Source organism: Streptomyces sp. NPDC001450 (genome assembly GCF_053597295.1).
Genome location: NZ_JBSFHY010000035.1, coordinates 1 through 17,287 on the forward strand (window position 1 = coordinate 1; position 17,287 = coordinate 17,287).

Annotated in this window: 15 protein-coding genes and 2 pseudogenes; 6 read left to right on the forward strand and 11 right to left on the reverse strand. The window is 71.7% G+C overall.

What is annotated here, in order from left to right; genetic code table 11:
- Nucleotides 1-2,324 (reverse strand): RICIN domain-containing protein (locus ACWC5O_RS31940; RefSeq protein ID WP_450781125.1); only part of this gene is annotated, 2,324 nt, incomplete at its 3' end.
- 301 nt (nt 2,325-2,625) lie between these two features.
- On the opposite strand from ACWC5O_RS31940, the pseudogene ACWC5O_RS31945 reads away from it, so the two are divergent.
- A pseudogene (locus ACWC5O_RS31945) lies at nt 2,626-2,790 on the forward strand (glucosamine--fructose-6-phosphate aminotransferase); the annotation flags it as partial.
- On the opposite strand, the pseudogene ACWC5O_RS31950 reads toward ACWC5O_RS31945, so the two are convergent.
- The 3 genes and pseudogenes from ACWC5O_RS31950 to ACWC5O_RS31960 form a co-directional block, all read right to left on the reverse strand.
- Nucleotides 2,787-3,008, reverse strand: a pseudogene (locus ACWC5O_RS31950) (type I pantothenate kinase); the annotation flags it as partial. The pseudogenes ACWC5O_RS31945 and ACWC5O_RS31950 sit on opposite strands and share 4 nt — an antisense overlap.
- On the reverse strand, nt 2,983-3,429 hold the full coding sequence (locus ACWC5O_RS31955; RefSeq protein WP_450590587.1) for a nuclear transport factor 2 family protein: 447 nt from the start codon (nt 3,427-3,429) through the stop codon (nt 2,983-2,985). The pseudogene ACWC5O_RS31950 and the gene ACWC5O_RS31955, both read right to left, overlap by 26 nt.
- 38 nt (nt 3,430-3,467) lie before the next feature.
- Nucleotides 3,468-3,848, reverse strand: a complete 381-nt coding sequence (locus tag ACWC5O_RS31960) for a DoxX family protein (RefSeq protein ID WP_450590586.1) — start codon at nt 3,846-3,848, stop codon at nt 3,468-3,470.
- Between the two features lie 149 nt (nt 3,849-3,997).
- On the opposite strand from ACWC5O_RS31960, the gene sigJ reads away from it, so the two are divergent.
- The gene (sigJ, locus tag ACWC5O_RS31965; protein ID WP_450590585.1) at nt 3,998-4,960 is read left to right on the forward strand and encodes an RNA polymerase sigma factor SigJ; all 963 of its coding nucleotides are present in this window, start codon (nt 3,998-4,000) and stop codon (nt 4,958-4,960) included.
- On the opposite strand, the gene ACWC5O_RS31970 is transcribed toward sigJ, so the two are convergent.
- Both ACWC5O_RS31970 and ACWC5O_RS31975 read right to left on the reverse strand, forming a co-directional pair.
- Nucleotides 4,950-5,816 carry an RNA polymerase sigma-70 factor gene (locus ACWC5O_RS31970; protein WP_450590584.1) on the reverse strand — a complete coding sequence of 289 codons (867 nt, stop codon included), beginning with the start codon at nt 5,814-5,816 and terminating at the stop codon, nt 4,950-4,952. The genes sigJ and ACWC5O_RS31970 overlap by 11 nt on opposite strands.
- Entirely contained in the window at nt 5,813-6,391 is a 579-nt protein-coding gene (locus ACWC5O_RS31975) for a carboxymuconolactone decarboxylase family protein (protein WP_450590583.1), read from the reverse strand. Before ACWC5O_RS31975 ends, ACWC5O_RS31970 begins: the two co-directional genes overlap by 4 nt.
- A 200-nt stretch (nt 6,392-6,591) precedes the next feature.
- On the opposite strand from ACWC5O_RS31975, the gene glmS reads away from it, so the two are divergent.
- Entirely contained in the window at nt 6,592-8,439 is a 1,848-nt protein-coding gene (glmS, locus tag ACWC5O_RS31980) for a glutamine--fructose-6-phosphate transaminase (isomerizing) (RefSeq protein ID WP_450590582.1), read from the forward strand.
- 17 nt (nt 8,440-8,456) lie between these two features.
- Here glmS and ACWC5O_RS31985 read toward each other — a convergent pair whose 3' ends face one another.
- Together ACWC5O_RS31985 and ACWC5O_RS31990 are read right to left on the reverse strand one after the other, a co-directional pair.
- Complete coding sequence (locus tag ACWC5O_RS31985) at nt 8,457-10,241, reverse strand: M16 family metallopeptidase (protein ID WP_450590581.1); 1,785 nt, start codon at nt 10,239-10,241, stop codon at nt 8,457-8,459.
- On the reverse strand, nt 10,238-11,242 hold the full coding sequence (locus ACWC5O_RS31990) for a hypothetical protein (RefSeq protein ID WP_450590580.1): 1,005 nt from the start codon (nt 11,240-11,242) through the stop codon (nt 10,238-10,240). The genes ACWC5O_RS31985 and ACWC5O_RS31990 overlap by 4 nt, the downstream gene beginning before the upstream one ends.
- 233 nt (nt 11,243-11,475) lie before the next feature.
- On the opposite strand from ACWC5O_RS31990, the gene ACWC5O_RS31995 reads away from it, so the two are divergent.
- The 3 genes from ACWC5O_RS31995 to ACWC5O_RS32005 all read left to right on the forward strand — a co-directional run bounded on the left by ACWC5O_RS31995 (nt 11,476) and on the right by ACWC5O_RS32005 (nt 14,473).
- Nucleotides 11,476-12,369, forward strand: coding sequence for a hypothetical protein (locus ACWC5O_RS31995; protein ID WP_450590579.1), 894 nt, complete (start codon nt 11,476-11,478; stop codon nt 12,367-12,369).
- Nucleotides 12,370-12,621: 252 nt separating this feature from the next.
- Entirely contained in the window at nt 12,622-12,993 is a 372-nt protein-coding gene (locus ACWC5O_RS32000; RefSeq protein ID WP_403960066.1) for a holo-ACP synthase, read from the forward strand.
- A gap of 46 nt (nt 12,994-13,039) precedes the next feature.
- Nucleotides 13,040-14,473, forward strand: a complete 1,434-nt coding sequence (locus ACWC5O_RS32005; protein WP_450590578.1) for an NAD(P)H-hydrate dehydratase — start codon at nt 13,040-13,042, stop codon at nt 14,471-14,473.
- A 27-nt stretch (nt 14,474-14,500) separates the two neighbouring features.
- Here ACWC5O_RS32005 and ACWC5O_RS32010 read toward each other — a convergent pair whose 3' ends face one another.
- The 3 genes from ACWC5O_RS32010 to ACWC5O_RS32020 are packed head-to-tail and all read right to left on the reverse strand — an operon-like array spanning nt 14,501 to nt 17,153.
- Entirely contained in the window at nt 14,501-15,145 is a 645-nt protein-coding gene (locus ACWC5O_RS32010) for a response regulator (protein WP_450590577.1), read from the reverse strand.
- On the reverse strand, nt 15,097-16,368 hold the full coding sequence (locus tag ACWC5O_RS32015; protein WP_450590576.1) for a sensor histidine kinase: 1,272 nt from the start codon (nt 16,366-16,368) through the stop codon (nt 15,097-15,099). Before ACWC5O_RS32015 ends, ACWC5O_RS32010 begins: the two co-directional genes overlap by 49 nt.
- Nucleotides 16,369-16,379: 11 nt before the next feature.
- Nucleotides 16,380-17,153 (reverse strand): CPBP family intramembrane glutamic endopeptidase, encoded by a 774-nt coding sequence (locus tag ACWC5O_RS32020; RefSeq protein WP_450590575.1) that lies wholly within the window; start codon nt 17,151-17,153, stop codon nt 16,380-16,382.
- Between the last annotated feature and the right edge of the window lie 134 nt (nt 17,154-17,287).

Genomic DNA, 17,287 nt, shown 5'->3' on the forward strand with positions numbered 1-17,287 from the left:
GCCTTCTGCTCGGCGTCCCACGCGTCGTCGCGCATGTCCTTGGCGTGGTCCTTGGCCGCGACGGCGTCGTCGCGCCGGTCCTCGGCGGTCTTCTCGGCGGCCTCGGCCTTGTCCTTGGCGTCCTTCGCCTTCGTCGCCTCGGACTCGGCGTTCTTGCGGTGCTCGGCGGCCTCGGCCCGGCTGGCGGCGGCGTTCTCCTTCTCCGCCTTGGCCGTCTTCTCCTCGGCCTCCGCCGCGAGCCGCTTGGCGTGCGCGTCGGCGGCGGCCGCCTTCGCGTCGCCCTCCGCCTTCAGCGCGTCGCCCAGCTTCGCCTCGGCGGTCTCCTTGTCCTTCTTGGCGTTGTCCCGGTGGACCTTCGCCGCGTCCGCTGCGGCCTTGGCCTGCCACTCGGCCGTCTCGGCGGCCTTCTTACGGAACTCCGCCTTGGACTGCGCGGCCTGCGCCAGCGCCCGCTGGGTGATGGTCGCACTGTCACCGGCGGCGGCACGGGTCGCGGCCTCCGCCGTCTCACCGGCCTTCTCCAGCGCCGCGACAGCCGCCGCGGCCCCCTTGGTGACCTGATCCTTCTGCTGACCCACCAGCAGACCACGCCCCCGCGGCGCGCCGTTGGCGTCGGCGATGCCGTAAGCGGCCTGCACCGCCGTGTCCGACGTCGTCGCCGCCTTCTGCGCGGCGGTCAGCTGCGTCTTCAGAACGGCGAGCTGCTTCTTCGAGGCGGCCTGCGCCGCGGCGATCCCGGCCGTCGCCTTGGTGAACTGGGCCTTGTCCGGGTAGCCGAGCTTGTCATCACCCGTGTGGGTCTTGGGGACGATCTTGAACTTCTGCGCGCTGGAGCCGTTGCACGTCGACAGCACGGCGTCCTTGCTGTTGTCGAACGTCGGCAGGTGCAGGCACTTGCCCGTCGCCGCGTTGCGCAGCGGGCCGCTGCTGCGGACGTCGAACGTCCACTGCTGGGCCTTGCTGCTGCCGCAGTCCCGGATCTGGATCTTCGTGCCGTCGGCGTTGGCGCCGTTGAGCACTTCCAGGCACTTGAAGGCGTTCGGGTTGACCAGGGTGTAGCCACCGTCGTAGGAGCCCAGCAGCTTCCACTGCTGGGAGGCGCCGCCGTTGCACGTGTAGACCTGCACGGGGGTCCCGTTGGTCTTGCCGCCGCCCTGCACGTCGAGGCACTTGCCGGCGGCCCCCGGCACCTGGATCTCCAACTGGCCGTCACCGATCCAGCCGAGGCCGCCGGCGCTCCAGTAGTCCTGCCAGCGGGTGAGGTGGTCGGCAACCCAGGACTGGCCCAGCATCTCGCCCAGGGCCTTCGCGCTCTTGGTGAGGGCGTCTACGGCGTCCTTGTTCGCGTCGACGATCTGGTTGCGCTGGGTCGCCTGGGAGGCGATCTCCTGCTGCCACTCCGCGGCCGCGGTGGAGGTGATGTCGCCCAGCACGTTGTCCGGGTCCAGCGGGTCACGCCAACCGCAGGCGGCGAAGCGGGACTTCACGTCCTCGACGGCGATGCGGTACTCCGGCGTGCCCGGCTGCGGAGCGCTGCGCGGGAAGCCACCGGAGGACAGGAAGATACGGGCGTCGTCCGCGCCGGCGTTGGCGCTGGGCCCGCCGTGCATCCACTGGAAGGCGCTCTGCTCGGCGAGCGCGCGGTTCCACTCCTCCTGGGTGGTCCCCGTCGGGTCGGGGTCCTTGCCGTACAGGGGGTTGCCGATGTCGTCGACGGCCTTGAGGGTCTTGGCGTCGGCCGCCGGGGTGGCGTCCTCGTAGAAGTCGGAGTCCGTCTTCCAGAACCGGTCGGCGATCCAGGGCGTGAGACCGGTCTGCTCGTAGAAGCTCTTCTGGCCGTCGTTGCTGGTGCCGGGCGGCCAGTGGAAGCCGGTCTCGGAGAAGCCACCGGGCGTGGCGAGACCGTCGAGGGGCTTCTTCCAGCCGTCCTGGAGGGCCCACACGGCGTCGAGGTCCTTGCCGGCCGCGTCGCGGTCGTTCTTGTACGCGACGGCGAGCGGTGTCTGTTCCCAGTTCTTGCGGTCGGCCAGGACGTGGAGCTTGTCCGGCGTCTGGTTGAGGCCGTTCTGCGCGGTCGCGGCCATGGACGGGCCGCCGAGGCGCAGTACGTCGGCCATCAGGCACTGGTCCTGCCGCAGTTGCTCGGCGGAGGTGTCCTCGTACCAGGGATAGGAGTCGCCCACCGGCTGGGCGCCCAGGTTGGTCAGGCCGGGCTGAACCGCCAGGCCTGCCAGGACGGCCAGTGCGGCGACGGACGTGACGGCGGAGGTGAGCTTCTGCGATCTTCGTGTTCCGGGCAGGCGGAACCGCGGTCTGGGGTGCAAGGAAGCATCCCTTTCTGTGTTCAGTCGGGGTTGCGGGCCGGAAGAGCGGCCGAAGAGCAGGGAGCAGGGATCCGGTCCTGAGGCGCGCTCAGGAACTCACGAACCCAGACGACTTGCGGCGTGCGTGCGGTCGGTGTGACGGCATGGCGATGCAACCCCTCCCCGTGAGCGACGGCGTTCCCCTGGTCGCTGATCGATGCGCGTGAAGGCGGAATGGTCAGGTTCCGTCCATGCGCGACCACAGCATAGGCATGTACACGTAGAGCCGCACGGGAGAGGGCCACTTACGTCGCTCGAGGATGTGCTGGCGGACGGCGGGCCGGCCGCCGCGAAGAAGGCCGGGAAGCTGGTCGACCTGCAGAAGGAACTGGTCGAGCGGCCGCTATCGGCGGGCTCGACGGGCATCGGCCACATGCGCTGGGCCACTCACAGCGGTCCGACGGACGCGAACGCGCATCCGCTTCTGAGCCCGTCCGTGGCGTCGACGTAGAGGTTGAGGAGGCAGAAGAGCGGGAGGTGGATGTCCCGCACCTCGACGAGGTCGACGACGTCGCCGAGGCCGCGCCCCTCCTCGGCCTCTTCAGCGGTGAGTGGCAGCGGAGTCCTGTCGCGCAGGGCGCTCCACCCGGTACGGGTGAGGTCGGCGTCGTAGGGTGCGTCATGTGGCCGCCGGGCCGGGCGCCGAGCCGGCCAGTGGGGAGTTGTCGGCGTACCTGACCTCGTAGACGCGCTCCGTGAACCGCCAGCCGTCCGGGGTGCGGCGGTAGCGGTCGTGGTAGAGGGAGTGGTTCGCGTGTGACGTGCCGTCGCGCATGCGCCCGAACTCCGAGATGTACGCGCGGCCTTCCGCGGCGTCGCCCGTGAGCCGGATCGTGCCCGGGTGCACGTTCTGCACGAAGTAGTCCCAGAAGCCCTGCAGCCGCTCGATCCCGGCGCGGATGTCCGCCCGGCCGGTGAACTCGGCGACGCCGGGGATCCGCCAGACGCCGCCCTCGGTGAACAGTGACGCGAAGCGGTCGTAGTCACGCATCATCCCCGCGTCGGTGAACTCGCCGCGCAGGGCCTCGATCTCGAAGCGGTCAGCGATGGACTGAAGGTCGCTCATCAGCTTTCTCCTCTTCCTCTTCCTCGTGTCGAACCAGGTCAGCCGGTGAAGGAATGGGGGCCGAAGCGGCCCCACGCCACGAAGGCGGCCAGGGCGAGCAGGACCAGGTTCACCGGTATGGCCTGGGCCTCCTGGCGGCGGAGGTGCGTGATCATCGCGCCGATCATCAGCAGCACCCAGCCGACGGCGGCCAGCGGCACCAGGACCGGCGCGATGTGGAGCACGGCGGGCAGGATCAGGCCTGCCGCGGCCAGCACCTTGAGGGTGCCGATGGCCTTGACGGTGCCGTCGCCGAAGTCCTCGACCCAGGCCCAGCCGGAGGTGACCAGCTTCTGCCTGGGCTGGATCAGCAGCATGGCGCCGCCGGCCAGGGAGCCCACGGCCAGCAGTCCCGCAGTGATCCACAGAGCGATGTTCATGAGGGTTCTCCTCGCGGAGTGGATGTGTTCGTCTCAGCGGTACGACGACACGGCCCCTCGGGATGTGAGGTGCCGCGCCGACGTCACAGTCCGGTGCGCTGTCCCGTCGTACTGGTGAGTGCGGATACGACCAAGGGAGACGGCGACACATGAGCACGCAGTCCGGGCCTGCAGAGGGCCCGCTCGATCCGGGCCTGAGCGCGATCACCAGCGAGCGGCGTCAGCTGATCAATCTCGGGTACCGGCTCCTCGGCTCCCTGGCCGACGCCGAGGACGTCGTGCAGGAGACGTACGCCCGCTGGTACGCCATGTCCCCGGAGCAGCGGGAAGCCATCGACTCCCCGGGTGCCTGGCTGACGAAGGTCGCCGGCCGTATCTGCCTGGACCTGCTGCGCTCGGCACGGGTCCGGCGGGAGCGCTACGTGGGCGCGTGGATCCCGGAGCCGCTGCCCGATCGGACGGAGTGGATCAGCGGGCGGTCGGGCGGCACCGCCGTCGACCCGGCCGACCGCGTCACCCTCGACGAGTCGGTCAACATGGCCTTCCTCGTCGTGCTCGAAGCGATGACCCCGGCCGAGCGCGTCGCGTTCATCCTGCACGACGTCTTCCGCTATCCCTTCGCCGAAGTGGCCGAGATCGTCGGCCGTACCCCGGCGGCATGTCGCCAGCTGGCCTCGTCGGCCCGCCGCCGCATGCGTGCCTCGCACGCTCCCGCGACTACCGGGACTCCCGCGGCCCGGCGCGCCGACGTCGTCAGGGACTTCAAGCGGGCCTGGGAAGCCCAGGACATCGACGCGCTCATCGGCCTCCTCGACCCCGACGCCACGGCGATCGCCGACGGCGGCGGACTCGCCCAGGCCGCGCTGCGCCCCGTCGACGGCGGCGAGCAGGTCGCGCGCTACCTCGTCGATCTCTCCGCCCGGGCAGTCGGCATGACCGTCCTGGAGCGCACGGTCAACGGCCAGCCCGGGGTGGTCGTCCAGCAGGACGGCGTCACCGCGGCGGTGCTGGCCCTCGACGTCGTGGGCGACCGGATCCACCGGATCTGGGCCGTACGGAACCCCGAGAAGCTCCGGCCCTGGACGGCGTACGGCAGCGGGCCTACCTGGTGAGCTCGGACGCTTCGTCCAGCCTGGTCAGCTTCCGCGGGTTGCGCACCACGTAGATCCGGGTGATGCGCCCGTTCTCGACCGAGAGGCTCACCGTGGCCGGCTCGCCGTCGAACGCGAGCCGGCCCGCGGGTGCGCCGTTGAGCCACACGTCCGTCGCCTCGAACGCGGTCACCACCTGGTTCACGCGCGCGAGCAACGGCACCACGAGTTCGGCGCCGTGGACCGGAGTCAGCGCGGCGGCCACGAGCCCGCCACCATCGGCGATCATGACGACGTCCGGTGCCATGACCTCCATCAGCTCCTGAAGACGCCCGGTGCGCAGCGCGGCCAGGAACCGCTCCACCACCGCCTGTTGTTCCGACCGGCTCACCTGCACCCGCGGCCGCCGGGCCGCGACATGTTCGCGGGCGCGGCGCGCGATCTGCCGCACCGCGGCCGCGGACTTCCCGACGGCCTCGGCGATCTCGCCGTACGGCAGCTCGAAGACCTCGCGGAGCACGAAGACCGCCCGCTCGGTCGGCGCGAGCGTTTCGAGCACGGTCAGCACCGCGATCGAGACGCTCTCCGCGAGCTCGACGTCCTCGGCGACATCGGGGCTGGTCAGCAGGGGCTCCGGCAGCCACTGGCCCACGTAGTCCTCGCGGCTGCGCGACAGGGTCCGCAGCCGGTTGAGCGACTGCCGCGTGACCGTCCGGACGAGGTAGCCCCGCGGGTCACGCACCTGCGTGTGGTCGACGCCGGCCCACCGCAGCCAGGACTCCTGCAGCACGTCCTCCGCGTCGGCCGCCGACCCGAGCATCTCGTAGGCGACCGTGAACAGCAGGCTGCGATGGGCGACGAAAGGGTCCTCGGTCATGCGCCGGACGCCGCGCCGGAGTCGGCGGGCCGCGCGGCCAGGGGGATCTCGCAGGAGTCGGAGTAGCCCTGCGACGTGATCCCGTGCGCCGTGTTGGTCCTGGTCGCGAAGTTGGCGAAGGCGATGAACACGGTGAGCTCGACCAGCGCCGCCGGGCCGAGCCGGTCGAGCAGGCTCGCGGACAGCTCGTCGGTGACGGTCGGCGGCGTGTTCGTCATGGCCTCGGCGTACTCCATCACGTCCCGCTCCAGCGGCGTGAACACGTCCGACTCCCGCCAGCGCGGCACCTGGCTCGCCTTGGTCAGGTCCAGGTTCTGGTTCTGCGCCTGGAAGTAGCCGATGTCGAGGCACCAGCTGCAGCCGACCTGCGCCGAGACGGCCATGTGCGCGAACGACTTGAGGCTCGCGTCGGCCGCGTTCCAGGCGGCCACCCTGGCCGAGAAATCCATGTTGGCCAGGGCGACGCCGGGGTTGTTGAACGCCACCTCGACGGGCTCGGGCACGGCGCCGAGCTGCTTGGTCAGGTTCTCCTTCAGCTCGGGGTCGAGCTCCGCCTTCGGAATGCGTGGCGCCATGGTGTCCTCCTCGGACCTCTGCCCGTTGGGCTGTTGGGCTGTTGGGCTGTTCGGCATGAAGACACCGCCGGGCTCGTGCATGTGACACCCGCCGAGTTGATGATCCGGACCGTCGTAGACCTTCGTACCCCGGCGGGAATTTCCGATTTCGGGCAGGCGAAGGCCACTTACGTCGCTCGTCGGCCCGTAGGCTGCCGCTCATGTGCGGAATCGTGGGATACGTGGGGTCGCAGTCGGCGCTCGAGGTCGTGATGGCCGGGCTGAAGCGGCTGGAGTACCGGGGTTACGACTCGGCGGGCGTCGCCGTGCTGGCGGACGGCGGGCTGGCCGCCGCGAAGAAGGCCGGGAAACTGGTCAACCTGGAGAAGGAACTGGTCGAGCGGCCGCTGCCGGCGGGCTCGACGGGCATCGGCCACACGCGCTGGGCCACCCACGGCGGTCCGACGGACGCGAATGCGCATCCGCACCTCGACAACGCCGGGCGGGTGGCCGTCGTCCACAACGGCATCATCGAGAACTTCGCGGTGCTGCGCGCGGAACTGGCCGAGCGGGGCCACGAGCTGGCGTCCGAGACGGACACCGAGGTGGTCGCGCACCTGCTGGCCGAGGAGTTCTCGTCGTGCGCCGATCTCGCCGAGGCCATGCGGCTGGTGTGCCGGCGCCTGGAGGGCGCGTTCACGCTGGTCGCGGTGCACGCCGACGAGCCGGACGTGGTCGTGGGCGCGCGCCGGAACTCCCCGCTCGTGGTGGGCGTGGGGGAGGGCGAGGCGTTCCTGGCCTCCGATGTCGCCGCGTTCATCGCGCACACCCGCTCGGCGATCGAGCTGGGCCAGGACCAGGTGGTGGAGCTGCGCCGGGACGGCGTGAAGGTGACGGGCTTCGACGGCCGCGAGGCGGACGTGCGCTCCTACCACGTCGACTGGGACGCCTCGGCCGCCGAGAAGGGCGGCTACGACTACTTCATGCTCAAGGAGATCGCCGAGCAGCCGAAGGCGGTCGCCGACACGCTCCTGGGCCGTATCGACGCGGCCGGTTCACTGACCCTGGACGAGGTCCGGATCTCGCCGTCCGAGCTGCGCGAGGTGGACAAGGTCGTCATCGTCGCGTGCGGTACGGCCTTCCACGCCGGCCTGATCGCCAAGTACGCCATCGAGCACTGGACGCGGATCCCCTGCGAGGTGGAACTGGCCAGCGAGTTCCGCTACCGGGACCCGATCCTGGACGGCCGCTCCCTGGTGATCGCCATCTCCCAGTCCGGCGAGACCATGGACACCCTGATGGCGCTCCGGCACGCGCGGGAGCAGGGCTCGAAGGTCCTGGCCATCTGCAACACCAACGGTTCGACGATCCCTCGCGAGTCGGACGCGGTGCTGTACACGCACGCCGGGCCCGAGGTGGCCGTCGCCTCCACCAAGGCGTTCCTGACGCAGCTGGTGGCGTGCTACCTGGTGGCCCTGTACCTGGGCCAGGTGCGGGGCACCAAGTGGGGCGACGAGATCCGTGCCGTGATCCGGGACCTGTCGCAGATCTCGGGCGAGGTCGAGCGCGTGCTGGACACGATGGAGCCGGTACGGTCGCTCGCCCGGTCCCTGGCCGACAAGAACACGGTGCTGTTCCTGGGCCGGCACGTGGGCTATCCGGTCGCCCTGGAAGGAGCCCTCAAGCTCAAGGAACTCGCCTACATGCACGCCGAGGGCTTCGCGGCGGGCGAGTTGAAGCACGGTCCGATCGCGCTGATCGAGGAGGACGTGCCGGTGGTGGTCGTCGTTCCGTCGCCGCGCGGCCGGTCCGTCCTGCACGACAAGATCGTGTCCAACATGCAGGAGATCCGGGCGCGGGGCGCGCGGACGATCGTGATCGCGGAGGAGGGGGACGAGGCGGTGGTTCCGTACGCCGACCACCTGATCCGGATCCCGGCCACGCCGACGCTGCTGCAGCCGATGGTGGCGACGGTGCCGCTGCAGGTGTTCGCGTGCGAGCTGGCCACCGCCCGCGGCAACGAGGTGGACCAGCCCCGCAACCTGGCGAAGTCGGTGACGGTGGAGTAGCAGCGCGTTCCCGGGAGTCAGCCGCGCTCGCGCCGGGCGTGGCGGTACGCCTTGCGGGTGTAGGCGATCACCAGGGCGGTCGGCAGCATCGCGCGGGTCAGGTGAATCAACGCCGCGTGGGCCGAGTCGGACGTCTGGAGGATGGCGATCAGGAGGCCCAGGCCGAACACCGCCTCCGCCGCCACCAGGAGCACGAACCAGACCGGCAGGTGCCGCAGGCCAGGAGACGCCGACTTCCTGGCCTCGTCGCCCCCGCCCTGCGGCACGGGGGCCGCCTCTCGCATCTCCCGCTCGCGCGGCTGCGGAATCCGTTCCGGGTCACGGGCCGGCAGCGGGACGACCGCGGCGGCGGGGACGGCCGCGTCCAGCACGGCGATCCGCTCGGCCGTGACGTCCCGGAACAGGGTCGGCTCGACAGCCACGCGGAAGCCGTCGAGGCCGGTCAGGAAGCGGGCCCCGTCGGGGCGGGCGGTCATCGCGGCGCAGGCGTCGTACCGCACGGTGACCGGGCCGCCCGGCAGCAGCAGACTCACCCCCTCGGCTCCGATGACGAGCGTGAGGCCGTCGTCCTCCAGCGACTGGTGCCGGGTGCCGGTGACCGCGGACGACGAGTACTGCGGGGCGAGCGTGAAGCCCGCCCAGTCGGCGCCGCGGGCGGGCACCTGGAACAGCCCGCCGTCCCACGCCTCGCGGGCGATCTCGCGCAGGTCCGCGACCGTGACCGCCTCCAGTTCGGCCTTGTGCTGTTCCGGGGAGAGGATCTCGTGGCCGAGGAGCAGGCTGAGCGCGTCCGACGGCAGCTTGGCGGCGCCGAGGTCGGGTGTGTCGTACCGCTTGAGCAACTTGCCGCGCACCGAGTCCAGTTCGGCCTGTTCGATGCGGCCCGCGCGCAGCCCGGCGAGCGTGTCGACGAAGGCGCCGACCACCGCGTCCTGCTTCTCGGGCAGCGCGTCGGCGTACGCGGTGAGGGTGGCGAAGCCGGCGTCGCGGGGGGAGTAGTGCGCCTCCGCCGTGTAGGAGTAGCCGCCCTCCTGGCGCAGGTCCCGGAACAGGGCGCGGCCCAGAACGTCGGCGAAGACGGCAGCCGCGGTGGAGCGGTGCAGCACGCTGTCGAAGACGACGTGGCCGTCGTCGCCGCGGATGTAGGCGGGGGTGACCGGCAGTGAGCCGGACGCGGCCGGGGCCGGGATGCGGCGGCCTGCGGGCAGGGTGAGGTCCAGGCCGTCCGGTACGTGGTCGCTGGTCATCCACAGCACCGCGTTGTCCCTGGTGAAGCGGGTCTCGGCCCACTGCTGCACCTGATCGGCCGTCAGACTCCAGATGCCGAGTTCGTCGTAGCTGGACAGGCCATAGCCCTGGGCGCCGTAACGCCACAGCGGCATCTGCGAGTTGGGGCCGTTCGCGCGGCCCGCCGCCTCCGTGCGGAGGATCTCCTTCTCCGTCTCCAGACGGTCCAGTGGAAGGTCGCGCAGGGCCGCGCAGAGGTCGTTGAGGTACGTGACGACCTCGTCCTCGTCGCCGGTGACGTGGAAGTGGGTGTACGTGTTCGCCGTGGCGCCGTTGTAATGCACGTCGGACACGCCCAGCCGGTGCAGCGCGAGGTGTTCGACGAGATGGGTGACACCGGACGTGGACAAGGTCTCGTCGGCGCGGCCCACGCGGAAGAAGAGACCGGCGGAGATGTCGCCGGGGCGCGGGGCGTGCAGGACGGGCACGCCCTGGACGGTGGCGTGGCCGATCAGCCCGTCGAGGGCGGTGAGGTCCGCGGCATCGCGTCTCACGGTCGCGTCGTACGTGGTCATCGTTCCGTCTCCCCTCGGAGCGTCGCCAGCGCGGCCGTGCGGTACGTCGCGTACCGGCTCTTCCAGTCGCCCAGGTACCGCCACAGGGACTCGGCGGCCGTGTTGCCCAGGGCGGCGAAGTGCGGGGCGGCGTCCTTGAGGTGACCGCCGAGCGAGAAGGCCAGGGCGAACGCGCTGTGCCCGGTGAACCCGTGCCGTCCCGGCCGGTGGTCCGGGTGCAGCACGGACGCCTGGGCGGCCTGGCGGAGGTCGTTGCGGACGGACACGTTCCGCAGGTACTCCGTGCCCGCGACTCCGGACAGCTCCAGCCAGTGCTCGACGTGGGCCTCGGCGATCAGGATCCCGGCGGGTGAGCCGTCCTTCGCGGCACTCACGCACTCCTGGGCGAATGCGTGCGTGGCCTCCAGGGATCCGCCCCACTTGGGGCTCAACTGCTGCAGCAACTGCGACTGCGCGCGGAACTGGTGGGGGTGGTGGACCGACAGCCGGTCGTAGCGGCGCCGGGCCTCGGACTGCCCCAGCTCCAGGCCGCGGGCGGTCAGCAGCCTGGCGGTCCAGGCGGGGGCGTGGTCGGGGTGCTCCGCGCAGACCTCGATCAAGATGTGCTCGGCCTTGCGCAACCAGGCGTGGAACTGGTCGAACTGATCCCGCGAGACGTGCTCGGCGCCGGCGCCGCTGCGGATCGTCCAGCCGATGCGGATGTACCGCTCGGCGAGCAGCGTACGCGGCAGCGGGTCGCCGGGCAGGGCCTGCGCGGCCTCCTCCAGATACCCCTCGGTCCCGGCGAGGTCGGCGAGCGCGCCGGCCGCGAAGGAGACCTCGTCGGCGGAGTCGCGGCCGCTGAAGAAGTCCTGGGTGGCGGCCCAGTCGCCGGCCTGGGCGGCGGTGCGCAGCGGCGCGAGTTCGGGCAGCGCGTCGAACGGATCGGTCACCGGCCTCGACGGGCCGGCGGCTCTGCCGCCGCCGTCTCTGTCGCTGCCTGCGCTGGTGGTACTGCTCAAGCGTCCGCCCCCCTCGGCGTTTCGGATGCGCTCCCACCGCGGAGCACGCCGTCTGGTCAGGAGGCGCGTGATGTGACCCGCGAGCGCCCGAATGGGCACATGTGATCGAGCCTCGGCAGGCTAGCAGGGAGCTGCGACGCGAGGGGACTCGGTTTCGGGGGCGGTCTTGAGGGCTTCCGTCCCTGGTCGCCACCGGGCGTACTGCGGACGGGGCGTGGGACACACCGACCGCGTTGTCCGCAAAGGCGACCGTGGACGCCGTCACCACGGACGTGACGGAGGCGCGGCCACTGGAGCGACGCGTGGACACCGTGCTGTGTGTGGGTCCGTCCGACGGCGAGGACTTCCTGCTCGCCATCGAGTCGCAGTCGGGCAAAGACGAGGGCAAGGCGTCGAGTTGGGCGTACTACGTCGCCTACCTCCAGGCGAAGTACCGCCTGCCCGTGCTGCTTCTCGTGGTCTGCCAGGACAGGTCCACGGCCAAGTGGGCGACAGGACCCTTCGACTGCGGTACGCGCGGCTGGACGGCTCAGCGGACCTGTCCACTGGTCGCCGGGCCGGACAATCTGCCGAAGATCACCGACGTCAGGACCGCGACGAAGAACCCCGCACTGGCGGTGCTCTCCGCCCTGGCGGTGCTCTCCGCCCTGGCACATGCCCGCAGCGCCGACTGTGAGGCCATACTGAGGGCAATCACAGCCGCCCTTCAGGAGATCCGGGAAACGGACCCCGAGACCGCCGACTACTTCTTCGACTTCCTGGAAATCAGCCTGGGTAACACCCCGGCCGGACAGAAATTGAGGGAAATCATGTCGTTCGTCAGCTACTTCCCCGGCCGGGGGACGGTCCGCGAAACCGCCTACTTGGAAGGCCGGGCCGAAGGCAAGACAGAAGGCAAGACAGAGGGCAGGGCAGAGGGCAGGGCCGAAGGCGAGGCCAAGGGCATCCTGTCGGTTTTGGAGGTGCGTGGCATCCCCGTACCGGACAGTGTGCGCGAGCGCATCACCACCTGCACCGATCTCGACCGCATGGACGCCTGGCTGGAGCGTTCCCGTACGGTCGAGCGGGCCGAGGACCTGTTCGCCGAGGACGCGGACGTTCCGGGGACCAGCCCTGAACAGGCCTGAGTGTCGGCCGACCAGCAGGACGGTCAGCAAGACAGCCGACAGGTGGCCGGTGATTTTTTGTTCGGGCTCGAAGGCCTCAGGCGGCGCCGGGTTCCTCGCCTTGAGGATGTGGCCCGGGTGCGCGCCGGTGAGGTGGCGGAGGACGGGGAACAACGCGCGCAATGGGCGGCAGGTTTCACCGCTGCACACCAGGCCGGTCCGGTCACCGGGGAGCCGAGCCCGCAGTCGCCAGACGGATCGTAGAGTGCCCGGATGAGCATCATCGGGGTTGGTATCGACGTTGCCGAGATCGACCGGTTCCGGGCGTCCTTGGACCGTACGCCTGGTCTCGCCGACCGGCTTTTCGTGGAGAGCGAGTTGTATCTGCCCAGTGGGGAGCGCCGGGGCATCGCTTCGCTCGCGGCGCGGTTCGCGGCGAAGGAGGCGCTCGCCAAGGCCCTCGGGGCCCCGCCCGGGCTGCACTGGACCGACGCCGAGGTGTTCGTCGAGGACAGCGGGCAGCCCCGGCTGCGGGTGAAGGGCACCGTGGCCGCGCGGGCCGCGGAACTCGGGGTGCGGTCCTGGCACGTGTCGCTCAGCCATGACGCGGGCATCGCGTCGGCCGTGGTGGTCGCCGAGGGGTGACGCCCCCGGGTGTGGCGGCAGGGGTTTCCGGGGCAGACTCGATGCCATGCGTACTGCGTACAGCGTGGAGACGGTGAGGGCGGCCGAGCGGGAGTTGATGGCGCGGCTCCCGGAGGGTGCGCTGATGCAGCGGGCCGCCGCGGGGCTGGCCGCTGCCTGTGCGGACCTGCTCGGACGGGTCTACGGCAGCCGGGTGGTGCTGCTCGTCGGGAGCGGGGACAACGGCGGCGACGCGTTGTACGCGGGGGCGCGGCTGGCGCGGCGGGGGGCCGGGGTCACGGCCGTACTGCTGGCGCGGCCCGAGCGGACCCACTCCGAGGGGCTCGCGGCGTTGCTCCGGGCGGGTGGGTGCCTCGCGGCCGACGGTGCCGCCGAGGAGGCCGTCGAGCGGGCCGACCTCGTCGTGGACGGCATCGTCGGGATCGGGGGCAAGGGCGGACTGCGGCCGGACGCGGAGGCGCTGGCCGGTGCCGTCGAGCGGTCGCGGGCCGCCGTCGTCGCCGTGGACCTGCCGAGCGGGGTCGAGGCGGACACGGGAGAAGTACGGGGTACGGCGCTGCCGGCCGACCTCACCGTCACCTTCGGGACGCACAAGCCGGCACTGCTGGTCGACCCCGCGCGGGAGTACGCCGGGTCGGTGCGGCTGGTCGACATCGGGCTCGAACTGCCGCCGGACGCCGAGCTGGAGGCGTTGCAGCACGCGGACGTGGCGCGGCTGTTGCCGCTTCCCGTGGCGGAGAGCGACAAGTACCGGCGGGGCGTGGTCGGGATCGCCGCGGGGTCCGCGCGGTATCCGGGGGCCGCCGTGCTGGCCGTCTCCGGAGCGCTGCGGGGTGGGGCGGGGGCCGTGCGGTACGTCGGGCCCGCGACGCAGGCGGTCATCGCTCGCTTCCCGGAGTCCCTCGTGTCCGACCAGGGGCCCGCCAAGGCCGGGCGGGTGCAGGCCTGGGTGGCCGGGCCGGGTGCCGGGGACGACGCGGCGACCGTGGCGGAGGTGCTGTCCGCCGAGGTGCCGGTGCTGCTCGACGCCGACGGGCTGCGGCTGGCCGAGCGCAACGCCGTGCGTGCGCGTACGGCGCCGACCCTGATGACTCCGCATGCCGGGGAGGCGGCGGCGTTGCTCGGGGTGCCGCGGGAGGAGGTCGAGGGGGCTCGACTGGCCTCGGTGCGCGAGTTGGCTGCGGTGTACCGGGCGACCGTGCTGCTGAAGGGGTCGACGACGTTGGTGGCGGACTCCGGGGGCGGGCCGGTGCGGGTGAACGCCACGGGGACGGGCTGGCTGGCCACGGCCGGGAGCGGGGACGTGCTGTCAGGACTGGCCGGGTCACTGCTGGCGGCGGGGCTGTCCGCGCTGGACGCGGGGAGTGTGGCGGCGTATCTCCATGGCCTGGCGGGCCGCTTCGCCGCAGACGGGGCACCGGCCGGGGCACACGATGTCGCGGAGAGGATCCCGGAGGCGTGGAGGGATGTGCGGGGGTGAACTGTGGCCCGCAGCCACGCAGGTCACTCAGCCCCTCAAGTAGGCCAACACCGCCAGCACCCGGCGATTGTCCTCCGGTGACTGTTCTATCCCCAGCTTCGCGAAGATCGACGCGATGTGTTTGGCCACCGCGCTCTCGCTGATGTGCAGGGTGCCGGCGACGGCCGTGTTGGAGCGGCCCTCGGCCATGAGAGTGAGGACCTCGTGCTCGCGGGGGGTCAGCGAGTCCGTGCGGCCCCGTTTCTCACTGCGGGTCAGAAGCCTGGCGATGACCTGGGGGTCCATCACCGTGCCGCCGGCGGCGACCGTGTGCAGGGCGTCGACGAACTGCGCGGTGTGGGTGACGCGGTCCTTGAGGAGGTAGCCGACGGCGCCCTCGCCGGAGGCGAGGAGTTCATGGGCGTAGAGCTGGTCGACGTACTGGGAGAGGATCAGGACCGGCAGCCGCGGTCGGGTGCGGCGGGCCTCCAGGGCCGCCTTCAGGCCCTCGTCCGTGTGCGTGGGCGGCAGGCGGATGTCGATCACGGCGACGTCCAGGTCCGTCTCGCGCAGGGCCCGTACCAGCGCGGGGCCGTTGTCCACCGAGGCCACGACCTCGCAGCCGTGTTCGCGCAGGGTGCGGGTCAGGCCGTCGCGGAGGAGGAAGAGGTCTTCGGCGAGGACGACGCGCACGGGATCTCCAGGGTCGCGGTGGTCGGCCCGCCCGGCGGGCTGTACAGGGCGAGCGTGCCGTCGAAGGTATCCAACCGGCGCCGCACGCCGAGCAGTCCGGTCCCGGCCGACGGGTCGGCACCGCCGTGGCCGTCGTCGGTCACCGTCACCCGCAGGTGCGTGCCGTCGTGGGCCAGGGCGATGCCGACCCGGGTCGCCTGCGCGTGCTTGGCCGCGTTCGTGAGGAGTTCGGACACCGTGAAGTAGGCCGCCGACTCGACGGGCGCGGGAAGGCGGTCCGGGGGCAGGTGTACGGCCACGTCGACGTCCAGGTGGCTGTCCAGGGCCAGGGAGCGGACCGCGTCGGCGAGGCCCCGGTCCGCCAGGATCGGCGGGTGGATGCCGTGGACCAGATCGCGCAGATCCTGCAACGCCCGTGCGGAGAGGGCACGGACGTCCAGGAGGAGGGTGCGCGCGGTCCCGGGGTCGGTGTCCAGCAGACGGGTCGCCTCGTCCAGGGTGAGGCCCAGGGCCACCAGGCGTGCCTGGGCGCCGTCGTGCAGGTCCCGTTCGATACGGGTGAGTTCGGCCGCGTGGACGTCCAGGGCAGCGGCCCGGGTGTCCGTCAGCCGGGTGACGCGGCGGGCCAGTTCGGTGGTGCGCGGGGCGGCGAGCAGGCGGTGGGTGAGACGGGCGTGCAGGGTCGTCATGACCGGCGCCAGACGCAGGCCCGCCACGATGAACGCCAGGCCGAGGAGCAGGGCCGTGAGCATGGTGGCCGGGGAGGTGACCGGTATGAAGGCGTACCAGTTGCCGTCGCCCAGCCGGCGCCGGACGAAGGGCTGGACCAGCGCGCCGAACGCCCCGTATTCGACCAGCGCGAGCGGAACCGCCGCCAGCAACCCGCCCGTCCACGGCTCCAGCCAGGCCCAGCGCAGGTCGTACCAGAAGCCGTCGTCCCCGAGGATCGCGGCGCTGCTGCGGCGGGCCGACGTGCCACGGGGGAGGGGGTCGGGAGGGCTGAGGGGACGGCCGGTCCAGCGGGCCGCGCGGGCCCGGTACGTGTCGGACACGCGGCGCAGCAGCCCGGCGGTCGCGGGCAGTACCTGGAAGCCGACCCCGAGCGGCAACAGCGTCAACGCCCCGCCGGCCAACAGCCCGGCCCCGACCACGAGAAACCCGGCCAGCCCGACCAACTGGCACCGCCAGAGCGCGACCCAGTCCGCGCGCCGGAAACCCCCCACCCCACGCCCCCTCACCCCACGGCCGCCGGGATCGTAACCCCCCGCCTCCGCCACCCCCACGGCACCGCGGTCACCGCGCAGGCCAGCCCGAACAGGACCATCGGCAGCGCCCTGCCCGTCTCCTCGTCCATGAACAGCAGCATTCCGAGGTTGACCAGGGCGTGGAAGCCGCCCGCGAGGAGCAGACGCCGGAGTCCCCCGACCTCCTCCAGGGCCAGACCCAGGGCGACGGACATCGCGATCGCGGCGAGCAGGAAGCCCGCCACGTAGGCCGGGCTCTGAGCCAGCGCCCGGACGTGCCACAGGCCCCACACCGTCCCGACCGCCGCCGACGCGGTGAGCGGGCCGAAACGGGTGCGCAGCAGGGGCTGCAGGAAGCAGCGCCAGCCGATCTCCTCGCCGCAGGCGCCGACCAGTTGGGCGAGGGCGATGAGGAGGAGGGGGTGGTGCAGGCTGCGTGGGTCGGTGGCGTGGGCGGTGCCGGTCAGAAGGGCGTACGGGCCTGCCGAGAGGAGGATGATAATGAGGGGCGTGGCGAGCAACTGCCGCCACGCGGAGGCCGGGTGCCCCGGGGAACCGGCGAGCAGCCCGCGCGTCCGGGACGGCCACAGCAGAGCCGCCAGGGCCACGCCCAGCGCCGGGCCGAACTGGGTGAGTTGGACGACCTCCGTGGGAATCCCGGTGGCCGGCTGCACGGCTCCCAGCGCCCCGGACGCCAGGAAGGCGACCACCAGATAGACCCCTGCCCGGACTTTCCACCGCTGTCTCGTCTGTGTCGTCTGCATGACCTCGACGATGCCGGGACGGCGACGCGCGCGGACTGCACCTGCTTGCCGAACGGGGGTGTACCCAGGTGCACCCCCGGGTGACCCGTCCGCGCGGCATCCTGGATCCGATGGGGCCGCACGTTTGGCTGATC

Excerpts from the sequence above, each read along its gene's own strand:
- ACWC5O_RS32000 (WP_403960066.1), top strand. The coding sequence starts at position 12,622 with ATGAGCATCATCGGGGTTGGTATCGACGTTGCCGAGATCGACCGGTTC.
- sigJ (WP_450590585.1), top strand. The coding sequence starts at position 3,998 with ATGAGCACGCAGTCCGGGCCTGCAGAGGGCCCGCTCGATCCGGGCCTG.
- ACWC5O_RS32020 (WP_450590575.1), bottom strand. The coding sequence starts at position 17,153 with ATGCAGACGACACAGACGAGACAGCGGTGGAAAGTCCGGGCAGGGGTC.
- ACWC5O_RS31985 (WP_450590581.1), bottom strand. The coding sequence starts at position 10,241 with ATGACCACGTACGACGCGACCGTGAGACGCGATGCCGCGGACCTCACC.
- ACWC5O_RS32005 (WP_450590578.1), top strand. The coding sequence starts at position 13,040 with ATGCGTACTGCGTACAGCGTGGAGACGGTGAGGGCGGCCGAGCGGGAG.
- glmS (WP_450590582.1), top strand. The coding sequence starts at position 6,592 with ATGTGCGGAATCGTGGGATACGTGGGGTCGCAGTCGGCGCTCGAGGTC.
- ACWC5O_RS31955 (WP_450590587.1), bottom strand. The coding sequence starts at position 3,429 with ATGAGCGACCTTCAGTCCATCGCTGACCGCTTCGAGATCGAGGCCCTG.
- ACWC5O_RS31960 (WP_450590586.1), bottom strand. The coding sequence starts at position 3,848 with ATGAACATCGCTCTGTGGATCACTGCGGGACTGCTGGCCGTGGGCTCC.
- ACWC5O_RS31975 (WP_450590583.1), bottom strand. The coding sequence starts at position 6,391 with ATGGCGCCACGCATTCCGAAGGCGGAGCTCGACCCCGAGCTGAAGGAG.
- ACWC5O_RS31970 (WP_450590584.1), bottom strand. The coding sequence starts at position 5,816 with ATGACCGAGGACCCTTTCGTCGCCCATCGCAGCCTGCTGTTCACGGTC.